We start from the raw sequence: 18,920 nt of genomic DNA on the forward strand, positions 1-18,920 counted from the left end.
TCCCGTCTGCCGTCGGCCCAGGACAAGCCGAGCAGACACGGCACCGGGCGTCCAGGTCGTTCGTACAGTGGCGCGCTCCACCTGGACGCCCGGCACCGCGCCCGCTCCACATGCGTGTGGGCCGACGGCAGACGGGATGGGAGTTAGGGGTAGGTGATAAGGCAAGTTAGCGATCGGCGGACGGAGTCAACGAGAGTCAGCTCCGCGTAGCGGAGTTCTGGAAGTGGCCTCAGGCCACGCACCACGACCCTAGGATCTTCAACGAATAACGAAAGGCGGTCGCCTGTGCCGCCGCGCTTCCGTGTGCCCGCAGTGGAGAGGTTGAACGACGTGGCCGACTACGAAGAGCCCGAGTGGGACGACTCTGACGGAGAAGATGAAGACGCCACGGAGGCAGTCACTTCAGAGGAAGTGACACGCGCGGTTGTCACCGACACCGACTGGACAGCAGAGACGATCCTCAGCCAGTTGCGACGAGGTAACATTCAACTCAACCCTCGCTTCCAGCGGCGGGACGCCTGGAACAAGCCGCGAAAGAGTCGATTCATCGAATCGCTCATCCTTGGGCTTCCAATCCCCCAGATTGTCCTCGCTGAAGACAAGAACAGGCGCGGCAAGTTCATCGTCCTCGACGGCAAGCAGCGGCTGTTGGCGTTGCGCCAGTTCGCGGCCGGATCGTCGTTTGCAGTTTCCGATGAGGAGGAGAGCTTCAAGGGGTTCTCCCTCACTGGACTTGAGGTACGGCACGATTTGAGGCTTGCCACACTAAAGAAGATGGAAAAGGATGACGACTACGTCGATGACTTGAATTCCCTCCTCAATGAGACGATTCGCACAGTAGTCGTACGGCGTTGGCCGAACGAGGATTTCCTGAACCTCGTCTTCCTTCGCTTGAATACAGGCAGCGTCAAACTGTCCCCCCAGGAGCTGCGACAGGCGCTCCACCCTGGCGCATTCACTGATTTCTTGGACGATTTCTCGTCAGAGAGCGAGTGGCTGAGGGCTGCATTGCGCATCGACAAGCCAGATTTCCGGATGCGGGACGTGGAAATACTGCTTCGATACTTCGGCTTCCGGTTCACTCTGGACGAGTACACGGGCAACTTGAAGAAGTTCCTGGATGACACCGTCAATGTCCTCAACGCCCAGTGGCCGAAAGAGGAGACCCGTATTCGCGAGGTCGGCGAAGACTGCAACCGAGCGATCGAGACTACCTTCTCCATCTTTGGCGAGAACGCCTTCTATCGATGGGCGAGCGGAAAGTACGAAGGGCGCTTCAATCGCGCCGTATTCGACGTCATGACGTACTACTTCTCGGACGCGTCCGTCCGAGAAGCAGCCGAAGCGGAAGCACCACGGGTTGAGGCAGCCTTCAAGAGGCTGTGCGAAAAAGATCAACGCTTCGTCGAGTCCATTCAGACCACAACCAAGACTCCCGTCGCCACTTACCGGCGACTCTCACACTGGGGCGAGGCGCTCAGTGAAGCCGTGCGCCTCGACCTTCCCATCCCCCAGTTGCACGATAACCGTCTCGTGCCGTAAGGGGGGATACGTGGCATCTCCGCGCTTCCAGGAACTCGAAAAGAGAATTGCTGAGCTCCGTCACAGCTTCCTCCCTGCCCAGTTCGAGCCAACCGGCCTTTACGACGATCTCACGTACGAGCACACACGAGCGTTCAGGGTATTGGCTCACGCAGAGTTCGAGTCCTTCATCGAGGATCGAGTAATCGGCCTGATAGACGAAGCCATGTCCAGGTGGCAGGCACAGGGCGAGGTTTCGATCACTCTACTGGCCGCCGTAGCGTACAAAGAGAGCGCGCACTCGATTCCGGAATCACTGGGCGAGGCAGCAGCGAAGAGAAAGAAGTTCCCGACACTCAAGGAGCGAGTAGAAGGCGCTCGCAGCGATTTGCATCGCTACGTGCGAAATCAGAATCATGGCATCAAGGAAAAGAATCTTCTGCGCATGCTACTGCCAATCGGCATTGACCAGGATGCGCTCAATACAGAATGGCTGAGCAGCGTCGACACGTGGGCCACAGCGCGCGGAGATGCCGCCCACAAGGGTGCGAAGGTGCAAGTGCGACCCGATCCCCAGAAGGAGAAGGATGCCGTTGACCGGGTATTGGCTGGATTCCGCGAGCTAGACGAGCAGATGAACACGGCATAGCCCGCAGTCCGGTGCCAGCACGTAGCAGGGCTTCAGAACGGTCGTGCCATTCACGTGCCAGACAGGGCGGGGAACGAGGGTCAACGACGGGTGCCGCTGGGAGCCTCAGGGCTCGCTCTGGAGCCCGTAAGCGCTGGTCAGCGGCCTGTGCGCTGTCGAAAGATCGGTGATTCCCAAGCTTATAGCGCGGGTTCGATTCCCGTCATCCGCTCTTGAGAGAAGGCCCAGGTCAGCGACCTGGGCCTTCTCCGTTGTCCAGAGCGGTACCGGTCGACGGGGCCGCGGGGTGGGGGAGTTCGGCGAGGAGGATCTCGGCGGCCTGGGTGACGTTGTCGGCGTGGACGGCGCGGGCCATAGCCGTACGGGCCGCGTCGGGCGTGGTGGAGGGCGGGACGACCATGAGGGAGAAGTGGTCGTTGTCGCCACGGGTGATCAGGACGGTGTCGTCGCCGACGGGGAAGGAGTCGAGGTGCACGACCCGGTCGTCGACGGTCAGGCGAGTGGGGATGCCGTTCCAGGCGGAGGCGTCCAGACCGACCCGGGTGATGGGCCCGAGGTGCTCGGTCAGGGCGGTGATCAGCGGCGGGATCTCCCGCTCGACGTCGCGCGAGCGCGGCCACCACGCGCCGTCGAGGAGGCTCTGCCGGGACCCTGTCGTCTCCAGCCGGAGCAGCGCGGTGCCCGGTCCGACGGCCCGGTGGACCTCGTCCGGCAGGAGGCGCGGCGGCGTGGGGACGTGGTGGGGGGAGAAGCCTGCGTCGGTCATGATCGGTCCGCCCGTCCACGGGTGGTGCCGCTGCCGCCCGACCGGTGCCACGGCGGACGCCGGGCCGGCAGGCGGGGCGACGGCCCCGTTCTTTCACCGTACTCCGGGAGGCCCCGGGGACGCGCCGCTCCCCGCCGGGGAACCGATCGGTGCCGGACCTTCGGACGTACCGTGGACGTACGGAGACCTGACCGACCCAGCTTCGATGGGAGAGGACGGTGCCGCCTTGGACCGCAACGAGCCGGAAGCCGAAGCCCTGCCGCCGCCGGGGTACGCCGAAGTCCGCATCGTCGCCGCCACCCCGGACGCCGCCCGGATGGTGGCCGAGGTCCTGCGCCGCTGCTTCGCCGGTGACGAGCAGCGCAGCTATCCCACCCCGGGCGGGGGCACCCGCCTCCACCTCACCGTCGACACCGCCCACACCGCCGAACCGGCCCGGTCCTGGCTGGCCACCAGCAGGCCCCCGAGCGGCACGGGGCCCCACTCCCAGGAACCCTGACCAGGCGGCCGGAGCCGTCGGGCGCACGTGGCGGCCCCGGTTGCCGCGGAGCATCCTGGAAGCCGCATCGCGATGCCGGCGGATCGGCCCGTCGGCACCGGACCAGGGCGTTGCCCCGCCGCCCGCCTGGAGGCCCCCGGATGACCGTCGGACCGCACGAGGACGGGGACCCCGACCGCTCGGAGAGCTTCGGGGAGATGCTGCTGGGCGGGCTCCTGGACCACGCCCACGCGTTGCCGCCCGACCGGGTCGGATCGGCCCTCGCCGAAGCGATCGCCCGAATCGGGGGCCGCGAGGTGCGGATCCTGCTCCAAGACTACGGGCAGCAGAATCTGGTCCCCCTGGCCGGGGACGGACTGGCGGACGGCGATCCCCTGCCCATCGACGGTTCGGCGGCCGGCCGGTGCTTCCTCACCTCGCGCCCGGTCGAGGTGGCGCTGGCCGACGGGGTGCGGGTCCACGTCCCGCTGCTGGACGGCGGCGACCAGGCCGGCGTCCTGGCCGTCACGCTGGACGCGGCCGACGACGACGCCCGCCGCATCCTGCGCAGGCTCGCGGCCCTGGCCGCCGACACGATGCGGGCCAAGAACGGCTACACCGACCTCTTCTTCCGCACCCGCCGCGGCGAACCGATGAGCGTCGCCGCCGAGATCCAGTGGTCGCTCCTTCCGCCGCTGGCCATGACGATGCCCCGCGTCGCGGTCGCCGGAGTCCTGGAACCCGCCTACGACGTGGCCGGAGACAGCTTCGACTACGCCCTGAACGGCGACGTCCTCCACCTCGCCATGATCGACGCCATGGGCCACGGCCTGGACGCGGCGACCATGGCGACGGTCGCCATCGGCGCGTACCGGCACGCCCGCCGCACCAGCGTCGAACTCTCCGAGATCTACCTCTTCATGGACCGGGCCGTCGCCGAGCAGTTCGCCCCCGACCACTTCGTCACCGCCCAGATGCTGCGGCTCGACACCGGCACCGGCCGCCTCCAGTGGGTCAACGCCGGACACCCCGCCCCCATGCTGATCCGCGAGCACCGCGTCGTACGCCGCCTCGACAGCCCCACCACCCTCCCCGTCGGCTTCGGCGGAGACCAGCCGCAGGTCAGTGAGGTGGCGCTCGAACCCGGGGACCGGATCCTCTGCTTCACCGACGGCCTGATCGAGGAACACGAGAGCGGGCAGGAGGAGTTCGGCGAGGACCAGCTGATCGACTGGGTCCACCGGCTGGACCAGGCCGACCGGGGCGTACGGGCCGTGGCACGCGACCTGTCCCACACGCTCAGACGGGCCCGCGGCGGGGCCACCACCGACGACGCCACCCTCGTCCTCGTCGAATGGCGCGGACGCGGATGACGGACTCGGCGCGTCCCGCTCCGGCGCGGAGTACGTTGGAGGTACCGGGAGCACTTCGTACACCCGCTGTCACGCGGACGTCGTTCCCGGCGCTCACTAGGCCGGGGCGCCCGCAGGCGCCCCGGGGACGGGTCCCGGTCTCATGACCAGCACCACTGCTCCCACGCGCCAGGCCCGCCTGGCCCTGACCCCGAACGCCGCCATGGCCGGCCTGCTGGACGGCGCCTGGTGGCCGTACTCACGCGATCTCGCCACCGAGCTGCTTCCCCTGGTGGAGGCTTTGCGGGACCGCTTCGGACGCGTCACCCGCATCACCGCGAACCCGGCCCCCTGGCCTGTCGCTCTGCGCAAGGTCCCCGTCGGCGGCTACGCCGTGCACGTGGGCTGGTTCACCGACCAGGCCCCCGACACGTTGATCCTGCTCTCGTACGGCCTCGGCCGCTGCGACCTGCTCGTGATTCCCCCGGAGACCGAACCCTCCTCCGCAGCGCGCCTGATGGCCGCCGCGTCCGCCCCGGGCAACGTCCACACCACCGGCACCCTGATGTCCGAGGAGCACGAGACCGGTCGTCTCCTGCGGGAGGCAGGGGCCGGTGAGGACGCCTGGGAGACCGACGGCGGCGCCTCCCGGCAGCCCCGTCTCCACCCCCGACCCGTCGTCGGGGCACGCATGATCTACCTGCCGCCCCAGGGCATGCGGAGATGACACCTGCTGCGCCCCACCCTCCGCTCCCGTGCCCTGAGGGGCGGTGAACAGCCGTCAACAACAGAGGCCGCTCGGCGAGACCCTTCTCAGCTACTGCGCGCTGCGGATGTGAACGGCCGTAGCGGATACGCGTGGGCGCATACTGGCAGCAATGACGAAGCCAAGTGCACCGAAGCGCTTTCTGCCCACCAGCCCCTTCAAGGCCCCGGTCGCGCTGCCTCCCCAGCAGTTCGCCGTGGGCGACCAGGTCACACACGACGTGCACGGCCTCGGCCGGGTCATCGGCATCGAGGACGGGATCGCGGCGGTCGTGGATTTCGGCTCGACGCAAGAGCGGATCGTGAGTCCGTACGCCAAGATGAGCAAGCTGTAGGACCGCCGCACCCGGTCACGGCACACCAGATCCGTTCATGAAACCGCAACTCCGCTCCAGCGGAGGCGTCCCCCTGCACCTCTGCTGCATCACCGCGCCCCACCACACATCCCTTCCAGGCGCCCGACTTCGGGGAGGTCGAAACCTTCCCGCTCGACGAGGATGCGCAAGCGTCCGCCCCTGGCACGAGTGCGGCTCGACGCGAGGCGGCCTAGCTCCCACGCGTGACGCTGGCTTCGGCATCGGGCCACGAGGCGTATCCGTATCCGTCTCCCTCCACGGCGTGCGCCGGCCAGCTCCGTGCGGGTGCGACGGACTCGGATCCGTCACCGGACGAGGCGGCGGTGAGCGGACGCGTGCGCGTGGCGACGTGGATGAGGTCTGCCACGACCAGCACGAGACCGATGAAGAGCAGGCGATCGCGACGGGATCAGGTCCAGGAAAAGGCGACACGAGGGACACCTCCCCGGTCGGACGGGAAGCTCAGCGGCGGTCCGGTCGACCCGGTCCTACCGTCGCACCGTCCAGGCGCACGAACACCGGGCGATGGCGATGGAGTCACGCCGAGCTCGAAGAACTCGGCCGCCGCCACGCCCGCGACGCCTTCGACCTCTCCGAACTCCAGGCCCGGCTCGCCGGCGCGGACTGGATCGATGACATCGAGTTCGCCGCGTACGGCCTCGGCGAGCACCAGACCCTGGAGTTGCGCCGATGGGCTCAGGAGTGGGCCGATGACATCGCCGAAAGACTCCAGGAAACGGAAGGCCCACCGGACGATTGATCGCCGTGCACGGCCAGGGAGCGCCGCGCCTCCGAGGAAACTGACCGTGCCCCAGCCGTGCCGTCCCGAGCGGTGAACAGCGGTCGATACCGGTAGCAACGCACCCTGGGATGGACTGCCTCAGTGGCTGTTTTCGCAGGTCAGACATCATGATCAGGATGGGCGTCGGTGATTCCCAAGCTCTAGCGCCGGTTCGATTTCCGGCATCCGCTCTTCCGCGGAGGCCCAGGTCAGCGACCTGGGCCTTCGTCGTTGTCCAGCGGCAGGGACCGTCGCCATGGGGTCCGGCGCCCTCAGTTGTGGTCCCAGTGGCAGGTGAAGCGGCGGTCGGCGTTGCGGTAGGTGATCGTGACCGTGGAGGCGTGCGGTGGGCGGACGAGGTACGAGTGGCCCCAGTGCGTGAACGCCGCGGTGCGGTGGCTGCTGAGGGTCACGCCCGGGGACAGGGGTGCCTCGAAGTAGAGGTGCACGGCGTTGGCCGGGGAGTCGCCCAGGGACAGCGTCCGGTTGAAGTCGGCGTCCGGTGTGGTGCCCAGGTCGTATTCGACCAGTGGCTGGGCGGGTCCCGCCGAGGTCGCTTCGGTCAGTCGCGCGGTGATGATCTGGCCGCCCAGGGCATGCTCCGCCGCCGGCAGCACGGTCGCGAACGACAGCCCGCCCGGCTGTTCCCGCGTGAACGCTCCCATGACACTCGCGCGAAGGGCGTCCGCCTCCGGCGAGACGACCGGCTCGGCCAGCACACGCAGCCGTGAGGGGATGAAGGCCCGGATGTCGGGGTAGCGCTGCCGCAGCGCACGGGTCAGGCCCACGATGTTCTCCTCGGGTCCGAGGGAACCGATCGTCTCCGAGACGACGACGTCGGGAGGCGTGCCGATGTCGACCTGGACCGCGTTGCCCTGGACCACTTCCACGCGGTCGAGGTGCGAGTCCCGCAGGGCCTGCTGCGCGAAGGAAGCGGTGTCCTGGAGGTACTCGACCGCGACGACCGTCCCGGCGGTCAGCTGCGAGGCCATGGCCGCGAGGATTCCCGTACCCGCTCCGGCGTCGAGGACCCGGTCCCCGTCGCCGATCACCTCCGCCATGGCGTCGTGGAACGCGGTCAGCCGCGTGGCGTCGGCGAGCATGCGTGCGTGGTGGTGGGCCTCGAACATCGGATGTTCTCCTCGGTTGGTGTTCGGTGGGGCGTGGTGGTCCCGGCCGGTCTCGACCGGAGCCGTCCGCGGGTGCGCCTCTTCGGGCGTCAGCGAAAGGCAGAAAGCCTCTCCTTGACGGCGGGAACCGTGGGGTCGATCGAGTACGAGTACGCGTACGAGTCCTGGGCGCGCCGTCTCTCGCCGCGGCTCTCGTGGATCCAGCCGAGGTGGAACGCGGCCGCGGCCACCGGATGCCCTCCCAGACAGAGCATCTCCTCGTAGGCGCGCAGCGACTCGTCCAGGCGGCCGGAGGCCAGGAGCGTGTGGCCGTGGGCGGCCCAGGCATGCGCGTCGTACGGATCGATGCCCGGCATGCGGGAGGTGGCGGCCACCGCGCCCTCGGCGTCGCCCTTGCTTCGGCAGGCTCGCCCCTGGGACTCGAGGAAGGCCAGTACCTCTTCGTCCCATGCCAGTTGGTGCAGGCCGCCGTGGGGTCGCATGCCCATGAGCCCCCACGCGGCCCGGTCCAGGTAGGCGGACGCGGCTTCGGGTTCCCCTCTCAGGACGGCGGCGTCGGAGAGCGACTGGAGGGCCTTCCGCTCGACCCACCGGTGCTCCGGGTCCACGTCGACCAGTCGCGTCAGCGCTTGTTCGGCCAGACGTACGGTCTGGTACAGCGCCTCGGATCCGGCCTCGCGGCTCGCTTCGAGCGGCATCGCGAAGCCCGCCAGTGTCAGGCGGGTCAGCACGGACAGGCGGGGATCCGCCACCGCTCGAAGGGCCTGTGTCACCACGAGAGCCGGCCTGGGATGCAACTGCATGGAGACGACCGCCCGGGCGAGCACGTGCTCCGGCCGGACGTCCGGAGGGAAGGCCGGCATGCCCGCCCGTACGTCGGTGATTCCCAGCAGCCGTGCCGCCTGCTCGGGGTAGCCCAGGCGCAGCATCAACGTACCGGCCGTGTCGCGTTCAAGAGGTGTCAATTCCTCGGAATGCGCGCAGAGTTGGGTTATCCGCCACCAGAGTTCGGTCGTCAGATCCGCCGGAAGATGGTCGATCTCCGACCCCACCGCGTCCGCGCGACCCCAACTGGCCGCGGTGAGGACGCGCAGTCGACGGGGCGGAATCCCGCTGAATGCGGGAAGCGCCTCGACATCGCGCCGTGCCAAATGCTCGGCAATGGCGTAGGTCGCCATCGCGTGCTTCGGTGAGCAGGGCACCGGGGCGGTGAGACCGACGTATACGGGGCAGACGGCCGGCACGTCCGCCGCGAGGAGTGCTTCGAGGCGACGTGTGAGGTCACCAGGGCTTTGCGGCGGTTCGTACGGTGGCGGCAGGTGTCGCATGGTTTTCCGGTTCGTTGATTGCCGCGTCCGGTCCGCGGCGCCCTCCGGCGGAGTGACTAATCCCACCCGGGGTCGGCGGCGTTGGAGAAACTGGCGGCGACGGGAGTTTGCGTGGCCGTCAAATCGGAATCGGCGGTTCCGGTCGGGGCGAGGGCCGCAACCAAAGCAATGAGCGCGATTGTCAGCCCGGTAACCTTGTGGCGAAGCTTCATCATTTCCCCCTCATTCGCGGGTGCCTTACCCGCGATCGATGAGAGCTTCTCCCGGGCAGCTTCGGCCGTACAAGAGTTGAAGGTGCTCATGATGTGACATTGCAGGAGGCTGAACATGACCGAAGCGTGCGAATCGGGCGCAGGCTGCCATACCGGCGACGCGCTCTGCGAGCGTGGCGTCGAGTACTACGCGAACGCGGTCCGTACCGGCCACGCCGATCAGTCTTCCGCACCCGCCTGTCTCCTGCGGCTGCAGCTTCTCCAGCCCGTCCCCGGCAGTGACCGGTCGCTGACGCCCATCCGCCCGTCCACCGCCCTCGCCATGCTCGTGCGTCCCATCGAGGAGGAGATCCAGCAGCGCCAGGCGGTCGCTCAGGGACTGCAGCAGGCCCTGGACCCGATCGAGGCCCTCTACAACGCCCAGCAGCGCCCCACCACGGACCTGGTGATGCTCCAGGGCCTGCCGGCCATCAACGCCGCCATCGACGACGCCACCAAGAGGTGCACCACCGAGCTGCTCACGGCCCAGCCGGGCGGCAGTCGCTCCTCGACGGTCCTCTCCGAGGCTCTGCAGCGGAGCCGGGACCTGCTCGCCCGCGGGGTCCGGCTGCGGACGCTGTACCAGCACACCGTGCGCTACAACCCGGCGACCATGGACTACATCCACAAGATCGCCGACGCCGGCGACCAGGCCCAGGTCCGCACGCTGGACGAGCTCTTCGAGCGGCTGATCATCTTCGACCGTGAAGTGGCGTTCATCCCGGCCCGCAGCGACCGGCAGAGCGCTCTCGAAGTCCGCAACCAGGCACTCATCGCCTTTCTCGTGGACGTCTACGAGCGCGCCTGGCAGCGCGCGACCCCTCTCACTCCCAGCAGTCGGAGCCGGGAGGAGCCCAGCGTGATCCCGAGTATCCGCCGGACCATCTGCCAGCTGCTGATCTCCGGTCACGTCGACGAGGCCATCGCCCGGCGCCTGGGCATGAGCGTCCGGACCTGCCGGTCGCACATCGCGAAGATCGCCGAGCAGCTGGGAAGCACGAACCGGGCGCAGCTCGGCTATCTGCTGGCCACCTCGGACCTCCTCGGCGAGTCCGACGTCACAGATCCAGAGTGACGTCGTAGGAGCCGAGCCACCTGTTCAGCCAGATCGCCATCTCGAGACTGCCCCGGTCGTAGGCCCTGCTGGTCGTTCCCTGCGGTCGGTCCAGGGCCGCCCGCACCTTCTCCACGTCGAGCAGGGCCCGGACAGGGGCGTTGCTGTCGCGGAGGATCTCGGCCATCTCGGCACGCAGACCGCTCTCGTACGCCGGATCCTGGGTGGTCGGGTACGGGGTCTTGACGCGTTCCAGGACGGACGCGGGCAGCAGATCGGCCGTGGCTGCGCGGAGCAGGCTCTTCTCCCGGCCGTCGAACGCCTTCATCGCCCAAGGGGTGTTGAACACGTACTCCACCAGTCGGTGGTCACAGAAGGGGACCCGGACCTCCAGTCCGACCGCCATGCTCATCCTGTCCTTGCGGTCCAGCAGCGTCTGGACGAAGCGCGTGAGGTTGAGATGGCTCATCTCCCTCATCCGGCGTTCCTCGGGCGCCTCGCCGGGAAGCACGGGCACTTCGCCGAGGGCCTCGTGGTAGCGGTCCCGGCGGTATCCGGGAATGTCGAGCTTCTCCACCAGTCCCTGGTCGAGCAGCCGGAGCCCGCCGAAGTAGCGAGCCGATCCCGAGGTGAGCCAGGGGAACGTGTCCGCCCGGACCGCGCCCGGATTGTGGAACCACCGGTATCCGCCGAAGAGTTCGTCCGCCGACTCCCCTGACAGGGCCACCGTGGTGTGCTGCTTCACCGCCTTGAACAACAGGTAGAGCGACGGCCACATGTCACCCCAGTAGGCCGGCGGCAGGTCCGTGGCCCTCAGGACGGCCGCGCGCACGGCGGGGCTGAGCAGCTCGGCGCTGTCCAGGACGATTTCGGTGTGCTCGGCGTCGACGTGCCGGGCCAGCTCGCGCGCGTAGGGGGCATCGGCCGCCCCACGGACCGCGTCGGGCTGGAACCGGGCGGCGGCCTCGGAGAAGTCGACGGAGAAGGACCGCAGCCGGCCCGACTCCAGCGTCCGGGCTGCCAGAGCCGTGATGGCGGAGGAGTCCAGGCCGCCGGAGAGCAGGGAGGACAGGGGGACGTCCGCCACCATCTGGCGCTGGACGGTGTCTTCCAGGAGCTCCCGGACCGTCCGGATGGTCGTGCCGAGGTCGTCGGTGTGCTCGCGGGCTTCCAGCGCCCAGTAGCGATGCCTGGTCAGCCCCTTTCGGCTCACCCGCACGAGGTGCCCGGGACGGACCTCGTACATGCCGGAGTAGACGGCCGCCTCCGGTGTCTTCACCATGTCGAGGACTTCGCGCAGTCCATCGGCGTTCACGCGGGCGGACACGGTCGGGTGGGCAAGAACGGCTTTCGGTTCGGACCCGAAGAGCACACCGTCCCGGGTGGGGAAGTAATACAGGGGCTTGACGCCCATGCGGTCGCGTACGAGGGTCAGTTCCTCGTTCCGGCCGTCCCAGATCGCCAGCGCGAACATCCCGTTCAGGCGTTCGGCAAAGGAAGGACCCCATTGGAGATAGGCGTGGAGCACCACTTCGGTGTCGCTGCGCGTGCGAAACGTGTGACCGTGGCCGATCAGCTCGGTACGCAGCTCGGAGAAGTTGTAGACCTCTCCGCAGAACGTGAGCGTCACGCGCTCACGGCCGGCGTGCTCGTCCGTCATCGGCTGCCGGCCGCCGTCGAGGTCGATGACGGCGAGCCGGCGATGCCCCAGGGCGACGTGGCGGTCCGTCCACATCCCCTCCGCGTCCGGGCCGCGGCAGGCCAGCGTGTCGGTCATGCCCCGGATCTCGTCGTGCCGCGCCGACACGTCGTGCCCGAAGTCCACCCACCCGGCGATTCCGCACATGTCCCTGCCCCCTCTTACGCGCTTTTCGGAAGCGCTTCGTTGACGACCTTCACCAGGGTGCCGGGGGTCGCGGCCTTGTAGACGATGTCGAAGGAGAGCTCGACTCCCCATTCGTTCTCGATCTGCGTCAGCGTGTTGAAAAGGGACAGCGAGTCGTAACCGAGGTCCTCGAAACTCTCGTCCGCTATGTCTCCGCCCAGCTCGATTTCGGCCCAGCCGTCCGGGTCGGCGCATTCCCGCAGGACGCCCACCAGATCATCGAGAGTGAACTGTTTCATTTTCTTCCTCCTTCAGTGAATGAGCGACCGCCTCTGTCCTCACCTGGGCGAGGCGCTTGTTGTTCAGCACGGGCAGGACCGCGAAGGCGGTGGCCGCCATGGCGACACCGCCGGCGTAGAAGGCGGCAGGGATTCCGAAGAACTTCGCCACCAGGCCGCCGGCGATGCCGCCGACGGTGAAGGCGCCGATCGCGACGGACCGGAAGACCGAGGTGACGCGGCCCATCAGCTCGTTCGGCACGATCTGCTGCCGCAGGGTGACGACGTGGATGCTCTGGATCAGGACGGCGAAGCCGTCCAGCGCCATGAAGGCGACGGTGGCCTCCGGGCTGATCGCCAGCCCCATGCCGACGGTGGATCCCGCGGACACCAGGTTCGTCACCAGGATCAGCGTGCCGATCGGCATCCACTCGCCGACCTTGCCGGCCACCAGGCCACCGATGACCGCGCCGACGGCACCGGCCGCGAGCAGGACGCCGTACCAGCCCGAGGTGACACCCAGCACGTCCGTGGCGAGCAGCACGAGGATGCCGTACGTGGCGGCGTTGACGGCGTTGCCCATCGCCGCGACGACGCTCATCGACCGCAGGGTGGGCGAGGACCAGTACCATCGCGCGCCGACGGCGATGTCCGCCGCGATGGTCTTCGCCGTCAGAGGTTCCGCGGACGGCTTCTGCCGGTGCCGGACCGCCGTGGGGATCAGCGCCAGCAGGCCGACGGCGGCCACGTAGCCGGCGGCTCCGAGCACGAACGGGGCCACGGCCGCGGAGGCGAAGAGGAGTCCGCCCAGCGGTGGCCCGACGAACTCGTTGCAGATGACGAACGTGGTCTGCAGGCGCCCGTTGGCCCGGCCCAGGTCGTCCGGGGCGACCAGGGTCGGCAGCCACGCGGACGACGAACTGTCGTAGAGCGTCTCGGCCGTCCCGATGGCGAAGAAGACCACGTAGAGCAGCGGCATGGAGACGGCGTCACCGAGGACCGCCAGCGAGAGCGCCACGAATCCCGCGGTGCGGATCCAGTTCGCCGCCTGCGCGACGCGCTTTCTGTCCAGCCGGTCCGCGAGGGCGCCGGACAGGAAGGCCAGGACCAGCCAGGGGGCCCGCTGCGCCACGGTGATGCCGGCGATGAGCGCCGGGTCGTGGGTCACGGTGGCCGCGAGCAGGGGCGCTGCGGCGAGGCTGATTCCGTCCGAGAGGTTCGACGTGGCGGTGGCTGCCCACAGACCCCGGAAGGACCGCCTGCTGTGTGTGGGGGCCATGGTCAGTTCTCCTTGGATGAGGCTTCGTGGGCCACGGCTTCGGACAGCGCGGCGACCGCGCGGGACTCGGTGAGCGGCATGACCCAGCCGCGCTCGCCGCTCACCACGCGGCTGAAGTCGTCCACCATCAGCCCGTAGGAACCGATGTCGGAGTACGTCGTCACCGTCTTCCGGCCGGATGCGTCGCGGTGGACCAGGTGCACGGTGTCCTGCGCCATCGCGGTGAACGGCCAGTCGGGCAGCGAGAGCCGCTCTCCGTCTCCGCGCAGGTCGAGGACCTCACGCGGCTGTTCCGCCGTGAACGACACGTGGATCGTGGCCGTCGCGCCGTTGTCCCATGCCAGTGACGCCGTGGTGCTGGTGTCGACGCCGCTCGGGCCGGTGTCCATGGTGCTCGACACGACCCGGGGCGCCTGCCAGCCGTTCACGGCCAGCACCGCGCTCAGCACGTAGCCCCCCAGGTCGTAGAGCACGCCGCCGCCCCGCGCCGGGTCCCACCGGTAGTTGCCGTGATCCGTCCGGTGCACGGCGAACGTCGCGTCGACATGCGCTCCGTGGCCGAAGGACCGGGCGATCCGTTCCGCGGCACGCATCCGCGGGTGCCACCGGTACCACATGGCCTCCGAGACGATACGGCCCGCGCGGTCGGCGGCTTCTGCGATCCGGTCCACCTCCGCGGTCGACAGACCGAGCGGCTTCTCGCACAGCACGTGTTTTCCCGCCTCGAGCGCCTTGACGCACCACCGCAGATGGCTCTCGTTGCTCAGGCTGATGTACACGACGTCCACGGCGTCGTCCGCCAGCACGTCCTCGTAGTCGGTGGTCTGCTTCCGGGGTGCGAGGGCCTCGGCCCTCCGCAGCTCCCGGGCTGCCGCGATCCGCAGGGTACTCAGCCGGGACCTGTGCACAGCCGGTGCCATGGCGACCCGGGCGACATGGCCGGCGCCGATGAATCCCCAGTTCACCATGGCGATTCCACCCTCGTCCCGGAGTCGGGCAGAGCGTGCGTCAAGCGGTGGGAGGCCGCGGCGTCCGGGTTGCGACGGCGGATCTCCTCGCGCAGCAGTGCCATGCCCTCCAGGACACCGCAGTGGGCCAGTACACCGGCGTCGAGAGCGGCGAGACCGATGTGCCGGGACAGGCGCATGACGGTCCGCTTCGCCCGCTCGTCGTCTCCCGCCACCAGGTTGACCGCCTCCGTGCCGCGCGAGGTGAGGTCCTCCGTCGTGCAGGTGCTGAAGGCCTTGACCAGCGGCGCGTACGGGATGCGCCGCGCGATCTCGACGGCTCCGCTGGTGTCAGGAGGCAGGACGATGCCATCGCCCTCTTCGGTCAGCGGGTTCGTCGCGTCGACGACGATCCGGCCCTCGGCGAACCCGGGGAACCTCTCCGCCAGGTTCACCGCGGCGGGGAAGGGAAGCGCGAGGATCACGAGGTCCGCTCCGTCGAGCGCTTCGAGCGTCGGCCGCACAGCCCGCCGTTCCAGCAGGGGGCCCAGGCGGCCGGGCGTCCCGGCATCGGCACGGCGGGTCGCGACCCGGGTACCGACCCCGTGGTCCATCAGCCGCAGGGCGAGAGCCGTGCCGAAACGGCCGGCGCCCAGCACGCACACGGAACCGAAGCCGCCGTCAGTCATCGGACCCTCCAAGCGTGCGGGAAGCGAAGTCGTGCGCGCTCTTCAGGACGCCGAAGCAGACCTCGGATTCTTCGCCGTCCCGCGGTGCGAACAGCAGGACGGTGCCCCGGGGAAGCCGGTCACCGGCGAGCGGGTGGTACTCACCCCACCCGGCCTCGACGACCGAGGCCGCCTCGTCCGCGGGCAGACAGACGTGCCACGAGCCGTCGTACGAAGGGTGGGCATGCGCGAACTCGAGCGTTCGGCCGTCTTCCCCTGCCGTCGTGAGCTGGAGGCCGACGGCGCCCGGGACGGACACCCTGGTGGCGGACACCTCGACTCCGGCGAGCTCCCCGCACCGGTGCAGGAGCCGTCGCTGTACGTGGTACGGGGAGTTCTGGGTGAGCTGCTGGTGCGGCACGGTGGCACTGGTGACCGGCCGCGGCCCCGGGCGTTCGGGCAGTCGCATCACAGGTGCTCCGCATCGGTCGGTGTCGGACGGGAGACGCGATCGGCCAGGCCGAGGTGGTTCACGACGGCGTCGACGTTGGCCCGCATGTGGCGGGCCGACCCCGCGCCGGGAATCGGCAGCACGTGCTCCCCGAGGTCGAGCAGCACACCGAGCGCCACCTGGGCGGCGGGGACGCCCTTCCGCTCGGCGGCTCGGACCACCCCCGGCTCGGTCAGCAGGGCACCCTCGGCGAACGGCTGGTAGGCCATCACGGTGATCCCCCGGTCCTTGCAGTACGCCACGAGGCGCAGGTCGTCCGGCGTGATGCGCCGGGCGTGCAGGTGGTTCTGCACGCTGACGATCGGCCCCTCGCGCTCGGCACGCCGAAGCTGCTCGAGCGTCACGTTGCACAGTCCGACATGACGGGCCAGGCCTCGGCGCCGTATGTCCTGCAAGGCACCGACCTGGTCCTCCAGGGGAATCCTGGTGGAGGGGTGATGCAGCTGCAGCACGTCGACCGCTTCGAGCTTCAGCCTGCGCAGGCTGCCTTCGGCGGCCCGGGTCAGGCTCTGCGGGTCTGCCTCGACCGCCCAGCCGCCGGACGCGTCGCGCACCACACCGACCTTGGTGGCCACGATCGGCCGGGTGTCACGCCGGCTCAGCACGTCGCCGATGATGCGTTCGGACCAGTAGGGGCCGTAGCAGTCGGCGGTGTCGATGAGGGCCACCCCGCTGTCACAGGCGAGTCCGACGACCCTGCGGCTCTCGGTCTCGTCCCGCGGCGGGCCGAAGGAGTCGGGTCCGGCCAGGCGGTTGCCGCCCAGACCCAGGCGCAGGGGTCCCCACGCCAGGGCGGGCTCCACCGCAGGCGGGTTCCCGACGACGGCATCGGTCTGCGCACTCATGACGCGAGGACCCGCAGCTGGTCGAGGCCCCTGCCCAGGAAGCGGCCGGACCAGCGCAGGGGCTGCTCCGCGAGGAGGGACAGCAGGGGGAGACGGTCGAGCACCGCGCGCAGCATCGCTTCCAGCTCGACTCGGGCCAGTGACGCGCCCACGCAGTAGTGCGGGCCCTGGGAGAAGCTGAGATGGGGGTTGGAGGCGCGGTCGAGCCGGTAGGCGTCCGGATCGTCGAAGACCCGCGGATCCCGGTTGCACAGCCCCAGGAGTACGGCGACCTGGGCGTCGGCCGGTATGACCGTGTCTCCCACGACCGTGGCTTCGGTCGTTCTGCGCATCACCACGTGCGCCGGGGTGTGCAGCCGCAGCAGCTCTTCGATCGCGGGCGCGACCAGGGCCTCGTCGGCCAGCAGCCGCTCGAACCGTTCGCGTCGCCACAGCAGCGACAGCAGCATGTTCCCGAAGAAGTTCGCGCTCGTCTCGAAGCCCGCGACGACCAGCAGGATGCACGTGGCGAGGAGCTCGTCGTCCTCCATGCCCGCGGCATGGGCGCGCTCCGCCATGATCGGCAGCAGCCCGGACATCCGGGGGGTCTCGCGGTAGGCGGTCAGCTGTTCCCGGAAGAAGGCGAGGATCTGTTCGGCGCTGCGATTGAACTGCTCGTCCGTGGTGTGCCGGGACAGCGAGACGGCCCATTCACCGAGGAAGGCACCCTCGACCGGGGACACACCCAGCAGATGGCAGATGGCGTCCGCCGCGACCGGGTAGGCCACCGTCGTCATGATGTCGGTCTGCCGTTCCCCGGCCTCGGCGAGCTCGCTCAGCCGGTCCAGGCGCTCACAGGTCGCCTGGTGGATGACGGACTTCAGCTCCGCCAGCCGGGCGGGGGTGAAGCAGTCGCCGACCATGCGTCGCAGGCGCAGGTGCTGCCGGCCGTCCTTGAACATGAAGAAACGCGAGGAGACCTGGTCCCAGACGCCCAGGCCCGGGTTCCTGGTCATGCTGCTCACGGTGCGGTCCCGCAGAAGCTGTACGGCCTCCGGGTGACCGAGGACGAGCCAGGGCCCTTCGCCGGTCTGCTGGACGGCCCGGCTCCGGTCGATCTTGCTGTAGAAGCGCGCCGCGACCTCGTCCTGGGGGTCGTGTCGCACGTGATCGGTCAGCATGTGGAGGTCGTCTCCTCTCCTGTACGGCGGTGTGCGGGGTCGAATTCCAGATAGGGCGGCAGCGAGAACCGCTCACCGGTCAAGCCGGGGCCGTTCGCGGGGGCGAGCTGGGCGACGAGGAGAGCGGGGTCGTCGGCCATGAGGCTCGATGCCACGGCGTACACGAACTGGTATCCGACCGAGGAGCTGTAGCTGTCCCGGAGGTAGAGCATGTCCACGGTGCTCGCAGGCGGCTCGCAGAGGCCCAGCTCGGAGGCCTCCGTCAGGAAGTAGAAGTGGTTCAGCCATGCCTCGGTGTCGCAGTAGGAGGCCCAGAGCCGTCGCAGCTCGCCGGGCTCGGGGAGTCCGGCGAGGTACCTGTCGAACCCCACCCGCCCGAGAGCCAGTCCGGCGGTTTCGGACTCGACGTAGTGCACCAGGCCTTCGATCGGGCCCGGCCCCGGGTCGGTCTCGTAGAGGTAGTGCCCCAGCTCGTGGAGGAGCGCGGCGAGGGACGAGGTGGTGCCGTCGTCCGTGGCCAGGATGCGATAGCCGGTGGTCGTCCTGGCGACTCGGGCGGACGGCCCGCCGCCGGGAGGGCTGGTGACCGTCGACAGCGCTTCCTCGGCCGGGAGCGAAAGCTCCTCCAACACCGCCCGGGCCGCCTCGACCGCGCTGCCCCGCAGGGGAAGGCTCCGCAGCCAGGCATGCTCGATCAGCGGCACGGCGTTGCCCTCGAACCTCTGCAGCAGAGGGGGAGCGAGTCGCGCCATGGCGGCACGGCTCCGCTCGATCTGGGCCTCGTACAGCCCCCGCATCTCGTCGGAGAGCGAGTGCGCCTCCACCGCACGGCGGCGTTCGTCCCAGAGCTCCGCGAGCTGTTCCGGGTTCCTCCTCAACGTCCGTGCCGCTTCGACGTAGTTGGTCCTGGTCATGAAGAGGTCCCAGCCGCCCTGGATTCTGGTCAGCACAAGGAGTTCTGGCACCGAAGTCACCG

Annotated in this window: 20 protein-coding genes and 1 pseudogene; 8 read left to right on the plus strand and 13 right to left on the minus strand. The window is 69.0% G+C overall.

What is annotated here, in order from left to right; genetic code table 11:
- Positions 1–330 precede the first annotated feature (330 nt).
- Together ACFVGS_RS04960 and ACFVGS_RS04965 are read left to right on the plus strand one after the other, a co-directional pair.
- Entirely contained in the window at positions 331–1,542 is a 1,212-nt protein-coding gene (locus tag ACFVGS_RS04960) for a DUF262 domain-containing protein (protein WP_385690428.1), read from the plus strand.
- A gap of 10 nt (positions 1,543–1,552) precedes the next feature.
- Complete coding sequence (locus ACFVGS_RS04965; RefSeq protein ID WP_385690431.1) at positions 1,553–2,170, plus strand: HEPN domain-containing protein; 618 nt, start codon at positions 1,553–1,555, stop codon at positions 2,168–2,170.
- A 229-nt stretch (positions 2,171–2,399) separates the two neighbouring features.
- Here the strand turns inward: ACFVGS_RS04965 and ACFVGS_RS04970 are convergent, their stop codons facing one another.
- Positions 2,400–2,936: a DUF5994 family protein gene (locus ACFVGS_RS04970; RefSeq protein ID WP_385690434.1), complete on the minus strand. Its 537-nt coding sequence runs from the start codon at positions 2,934–2,936 to the stop codon at positions 2,400–2,402.
- Between the two features lie 226 nt (positions 2,937–3,162).
- On the opposite strand from ACFVGS_RS04970, the gene ACFVGS_RS04975 reads away from it, so the two are divergent.
- From ACFVGS_RS04975 to ACFVGS_RS04995, 5 genes and pseudogenes are all read left to right on the plus strand, one after another.
- Entirely contained in the window at positions 3,163–3,435 is a 273-nt protein-coding gene (locus ACFVGS_RS04975) for a hypothetical protein (protein WP_385690437.1), read from the plus strand.
- A gap of 140 nt (positions 3,436–3,575) precedes the next feature.
- On the plus strand, positions 3,576–4,787 hold the full coding sequence (locus tag ACFVGS_RS04980; protein ID WP_385690440.1) for a PP2C family protein-serine/threonine phosphatase: 1,212 nt from the start codon (positions 3,576–3,578) through the stop codon (positions 4,785–4,787).
- Between the two features lie 142 nt (positions 4,788–4,929).
- Positions 4,930–5,493: a DUF5994 family protein gene (locus tag ACFVGS_RS04985; RefSeq protein WP_385690443.1), complete on the plus strand. Its 564-nt coding sequence runs from the start codon at positions 4,930–4,932 to the stop codon at positions 5,491–5,493.
- 151 nt (positions 5,494–5,644) lie between these two features.
- Positions 5,645–5,866 carry a hypothetical protein gene (locus ACFVGS_RS04990; RefSeq protein ID WP_385690445.1) on the plus strand — a complete coding sequence of 74 codons (222 nt, stop codon included), beginning with the start codon at positions 5,645–5,647 and terminating at the stop codon, positions 5,864–5,866.
- A gap of 550 nt (positions 5,867–6,416) precedes the next feature.
- Positions 6,417–6,647, plus strand: a pseudogene (locus ACFVGS_RS04995) (hypothetical protein); the annotation flags it as partial.
- Between the two features lie 293 nt (positions 6,648–6,940).
- On the opposite strand, the gene ACFVGS_RS05000 reads toward ACFVGS_RS04995, so the two are convergent.
- The 3 genes from ACFVGS_RS05000 to ACFVGS_RS05010 all read right to left on the minus strand — a co-directional run bounded on the left by ACFVGS_RS05000 (position 6,941) and on the right by ACFVGS_RS05010 (position 9,455).
- A complete protein-coding gene (locus ACFVGS_RS05000; RefSeq protein ID WP_385690448.1) occupies positions 6,941–7,798 on the minus strand; it encodes a methyltransferase domain-containing protein in 858 nt (285 codons plus the stop codon).
- 89 nt (positions 7,799–7,887) lie between these two features.
- Entirely contained in the window at positions 7,888–8,976 is a 1,089-nt protein-coding gene (locus tag ACFVGS_RS05005) for a hypothetical protein (RefSeq protein WP_384411642.1), read from the minus strand.
- Positions 8,977–9,182: 206 nt separating this feature from the next.
- Complete coding sequence (locus tag ACFVGS_RS05010; protein ID WP_384411640.1) at positions 9,183–9,455, minus strand: hypothetical protein; 273 nt, start codon at positions 9,453–9,455, stop codon at positions 9,183–9,185.
- On the opposite strand from ACFVGS_RS05010, the gene ACFVGS_RS05015 reads away from it, so the two are divergent.
- Positions 9,454–10,452, plus strand: coding sequence for a helix-turn-helix transcriptional regulator (locus ACFVGS_RS05015; RefSeq protein ID WP_384411638.1), 999 nt, complete (start codon positions 9,454–9,456; stop codon positions 10,450–10,452). The two genes, ACFVGS_RS05010 and ACFVGS_RS05015, sit on opposite strands and share 2 nt — an antisense overlap.
- On the opposite strand, the gene asnB is transcribed toward ACFVGS_RS05015, so the two are convergent.
- The 9 genes from asnB to ACFVGS_RS05060 are packed head-to-tail and all read right to left on the minus strand — an operon-like array spanning position 10,436 to position 18,918.
- Positions 10,436–12,277 (minus strand): asparagine synthase (glutamine-hydrolyzing), encoded by a 1,842-nt coding sequence (asnB, locus tag ACFVGS_RS05020; RefSeq protein ID WP_384411636.1) that lies wholly within the window; start codon positions 12,275–12,277, stop codon positions 10,436–10,438. The two genes, ACFVGS_RS05015 and asnB, sit on opposite strands and share 17 nt — an antisense overlap.
- A 14-nt stretch (positions 12,278–12,291) precedes the next feature.
- Positions 12,292–12,555 (minus strand): acyl carrier protein, encoded by a 264-nt coding sequence (locus tag ACFVGS_RS05025; protein WP_384411635.1) that lies wholly within the window; start codon positions 12,553–12,555, stop codon positions 12,292–12,294.
- The gene (locus ACFVGS_RS05030; protein WP_384411633.1) at positions 12,533–13,813 is read right to left on the minus strand and encodes an MFS transporter; all 1,281 of its coding nucleotides are present in this window, start codon (positions 13,811–13,813) and stop codon (positions 12,533–12,535) included. The genes ACFVGS_RS05025 and ACFVGS_RS05030 overlap by 23 nt, the downstream gene beginning before the upstream one ends.
- 2 nt (positions 13,814–13,815) lie before the next feature.
- Positions 13,816–14,781: a Gfo/Idh/MocA family protein gene (locus ACFVGS_RS05035; RefSeq protein WP_385690454.1), complete on the minus strand. Its 966-nt coding sequence runs from the start codon at positions 14,779–14,781 to the stop codon at positions 13,816–13,818.
- Positions 14,775–15,449: an NADPH-dependent F420 reductase gene (locus ACFVGS_RS05040; RefSeq protein ID WP_385690457.1), complete on the minus strand. Its 675-nt coding sequence runs from the start codon at positions 15,447–15,449 to the stop codon at positions 14,775–14,777. Before ACFVGS_RS05040 ends, ACFVGS_RS05035 begins: the two co-directional genes overlap by 7 nt.
- Positions 15,442–15,897, minus strand: a complete 456-nt coding sequence (locus ACFVGS_RS05045; RefSeq protein WP_384411628.1) for a phospholipase — start codon at positions 15,895–15,897, stop codon at positions 15,442–15,444. The genes ACFVGS_RS05040 and ACFVGS_RS05045 overlap by 8 nt, the downstream gene beginning before the upstream one ends.
- On the minus strand, positions 15,897–16,784 hold the full coding sequence (locus ACFVGS_RS05050) for an aldo/keto reductase (protein WP_385690460.1): 888 nt from the start codon (positions 16,782–16,784) through the stop codon (positions 15,897–15,899). Before ACFVGS_RS05050 ends, ACFVGS_RS05045 begins: the two co-directional genes overlap by 1 nt.
- Entirely contained in the window at positions 16,781–17,944 is a 1,164-nt protein-coding gene (locus ACFVGS_RS05055) for a cytochrome P450 (protein ID WP_385690462.1), read from the minus strand. The genes ACFVGS_RS05050 and ACFVGS_RS05055 overlap by 4 nt, the downstream gene beginning before the upstream one ends.
- Entirely contained in the window at positions 17,938–18,918 is a 981-nt protein-coding gene (locus ACFVGS_RS05060) for a hypothetical protein (protein WP_384411622.1), read from the minus strand. Before ACFVGS_RS05060 ends, ACFVGS_RS05055 begins: the two co-directional genes overlap by 7 nt.
- Between the last annotated feature and the right edge of the window lie 2 nt (positions 18,919–18,920).

It is taken from the genome of Streptomyces sp. NPDC127114 (assembly GCF_042677525.1).
Lineage (GTDB): Bacteria > Actinomycetota > Actinomycetes > Streptomycetales > Streptomycetaceae > Streptomyces.

What these genes read in the sequence shown, in the direction of transcription:
- ACFVGS_RS05030 (WP_384411633.1), bottom strand. Translation starts at nt 13,813, where the DNA reads ATGGCCCCCACACACAGCAGGCGGTCCTTCCGGGGTCTGTGGGCAGCC.
- ACFVGS_RS04985 (WP_385690443.1), top strand. Translation starts at nt 4,930, where the DNA reads ATGACCAGCACCACTGCTCCCACGCGCCAGGCCCGCCTGGCCCTGACC.
- ACFVGS_RS05005 (WP_384411642.1), bottom strand. Translation starts at nt 8,976, where the DNA reads ATGGCGACCTACGCCATTGCCGAGCATTTGGCACGGCGCGATGTCGAG.
- ACFVGS_RS05040 (WP_385690457.1), bottom strand. Translation starts at nt 15,449, where the DNA reads ATGACTGACGGCGGCTTCGGTTCCGTGTGCGTGCTGGGCGCCGGCCGT.
- ACFVGS_RS05045 (WP_384411628.1), bottom strand. Translation starts at nt 15,897, where the DNA reads ATGCGACTGCCCGAACGCCCGGGGCCGCGGCCGGTCACCAGTGCCACC.
- ACFVGS_RS05015 (WP_384411638.1), top strand. Translation starts at nt 9,454, where the DNA reads ATGACCGAAGCGTGCGAATCGGGCGCAGGCTGCCATACCGGCGACGCG.
- ACFVGS_RS05035 (WP_385690454.1), bottom strand. Translation starts at nt 14,781, where the DNA reads ATGGTGAACTGGGGATTCATCGGCGCCGGCCATGTCGCCCGGGTCGCC.
- ACFVGS_RS04970 (WP_385690434.1), bottom strand. Translation starts at nt 2,936, where the DNA reads ATGACCGACGCAGGCTTCTCCCCCCACCACGTCCCCACGCCGCCGCGC.
- ACFVGS_RS05055 (WP_385690462.1), bottom strand. Translation starts at nt 17,944, where the DNA reads ATGCTGACCGATCACGTGCGACACGACCCCCAGGACGAGGTCGCGGCG.
- ACFVGS_RS05050 (WP_385690460.1), bottom strand. Translation starts at nt 16,784, where the DNA reads ATGAGTGCGCAGACCGATGCCGTCGTCGGGAACCCGCCTGCGGTGGAG.
- asnB (WP_384411636.1), bottom strand. Translation starts at nt 12,277, where the DNA reads ATGTGCGGAATCGCCGGGTGGGTGGACTTCGGGCACGACGTGTCGGCG.
- ACFVGS_RS05000 (WP_385690448.1), bottom strand. Translation starts at nt 7,798, where the DNA reads ATGTTCGAGGCCCACCACCACGCACGCATGCTCGCCGACGCCACGCGG.
- ACFVGS_RS04980 (WP_385690440.1), top strand. Translation starts at nt 3,576, where the DNA reads ATGACCGTCGGACCGCACGAGGACGGGGACCCCGACCGCTCGGAGAGC.
- ACFVGS_RS05025 (WP_384411635.1), bottom strand. Translation starts at nt 12,555, where the DNA reads ATGAAACAGTTCACTCTCGATGATCTGGTGGGCGTCCTGCGGGAATGC.
- ACFVGS_RS04990 (WP_385690445.1), top strand. Translation starts at nt 5,645, where the DNA reads ATGACGAAGCCAAGTGCACCGAAGCGCTTTCTGCCCACCAGCCCCTTC.
- ACFVGS_RS05010 (WP_384411640.1), bottom strand. Translation starts at nt 9,455, where the DNA reads ATGTTCAGCCTCCTGCAATGTCACATCATGAGCACCTTCAACTCTTGT.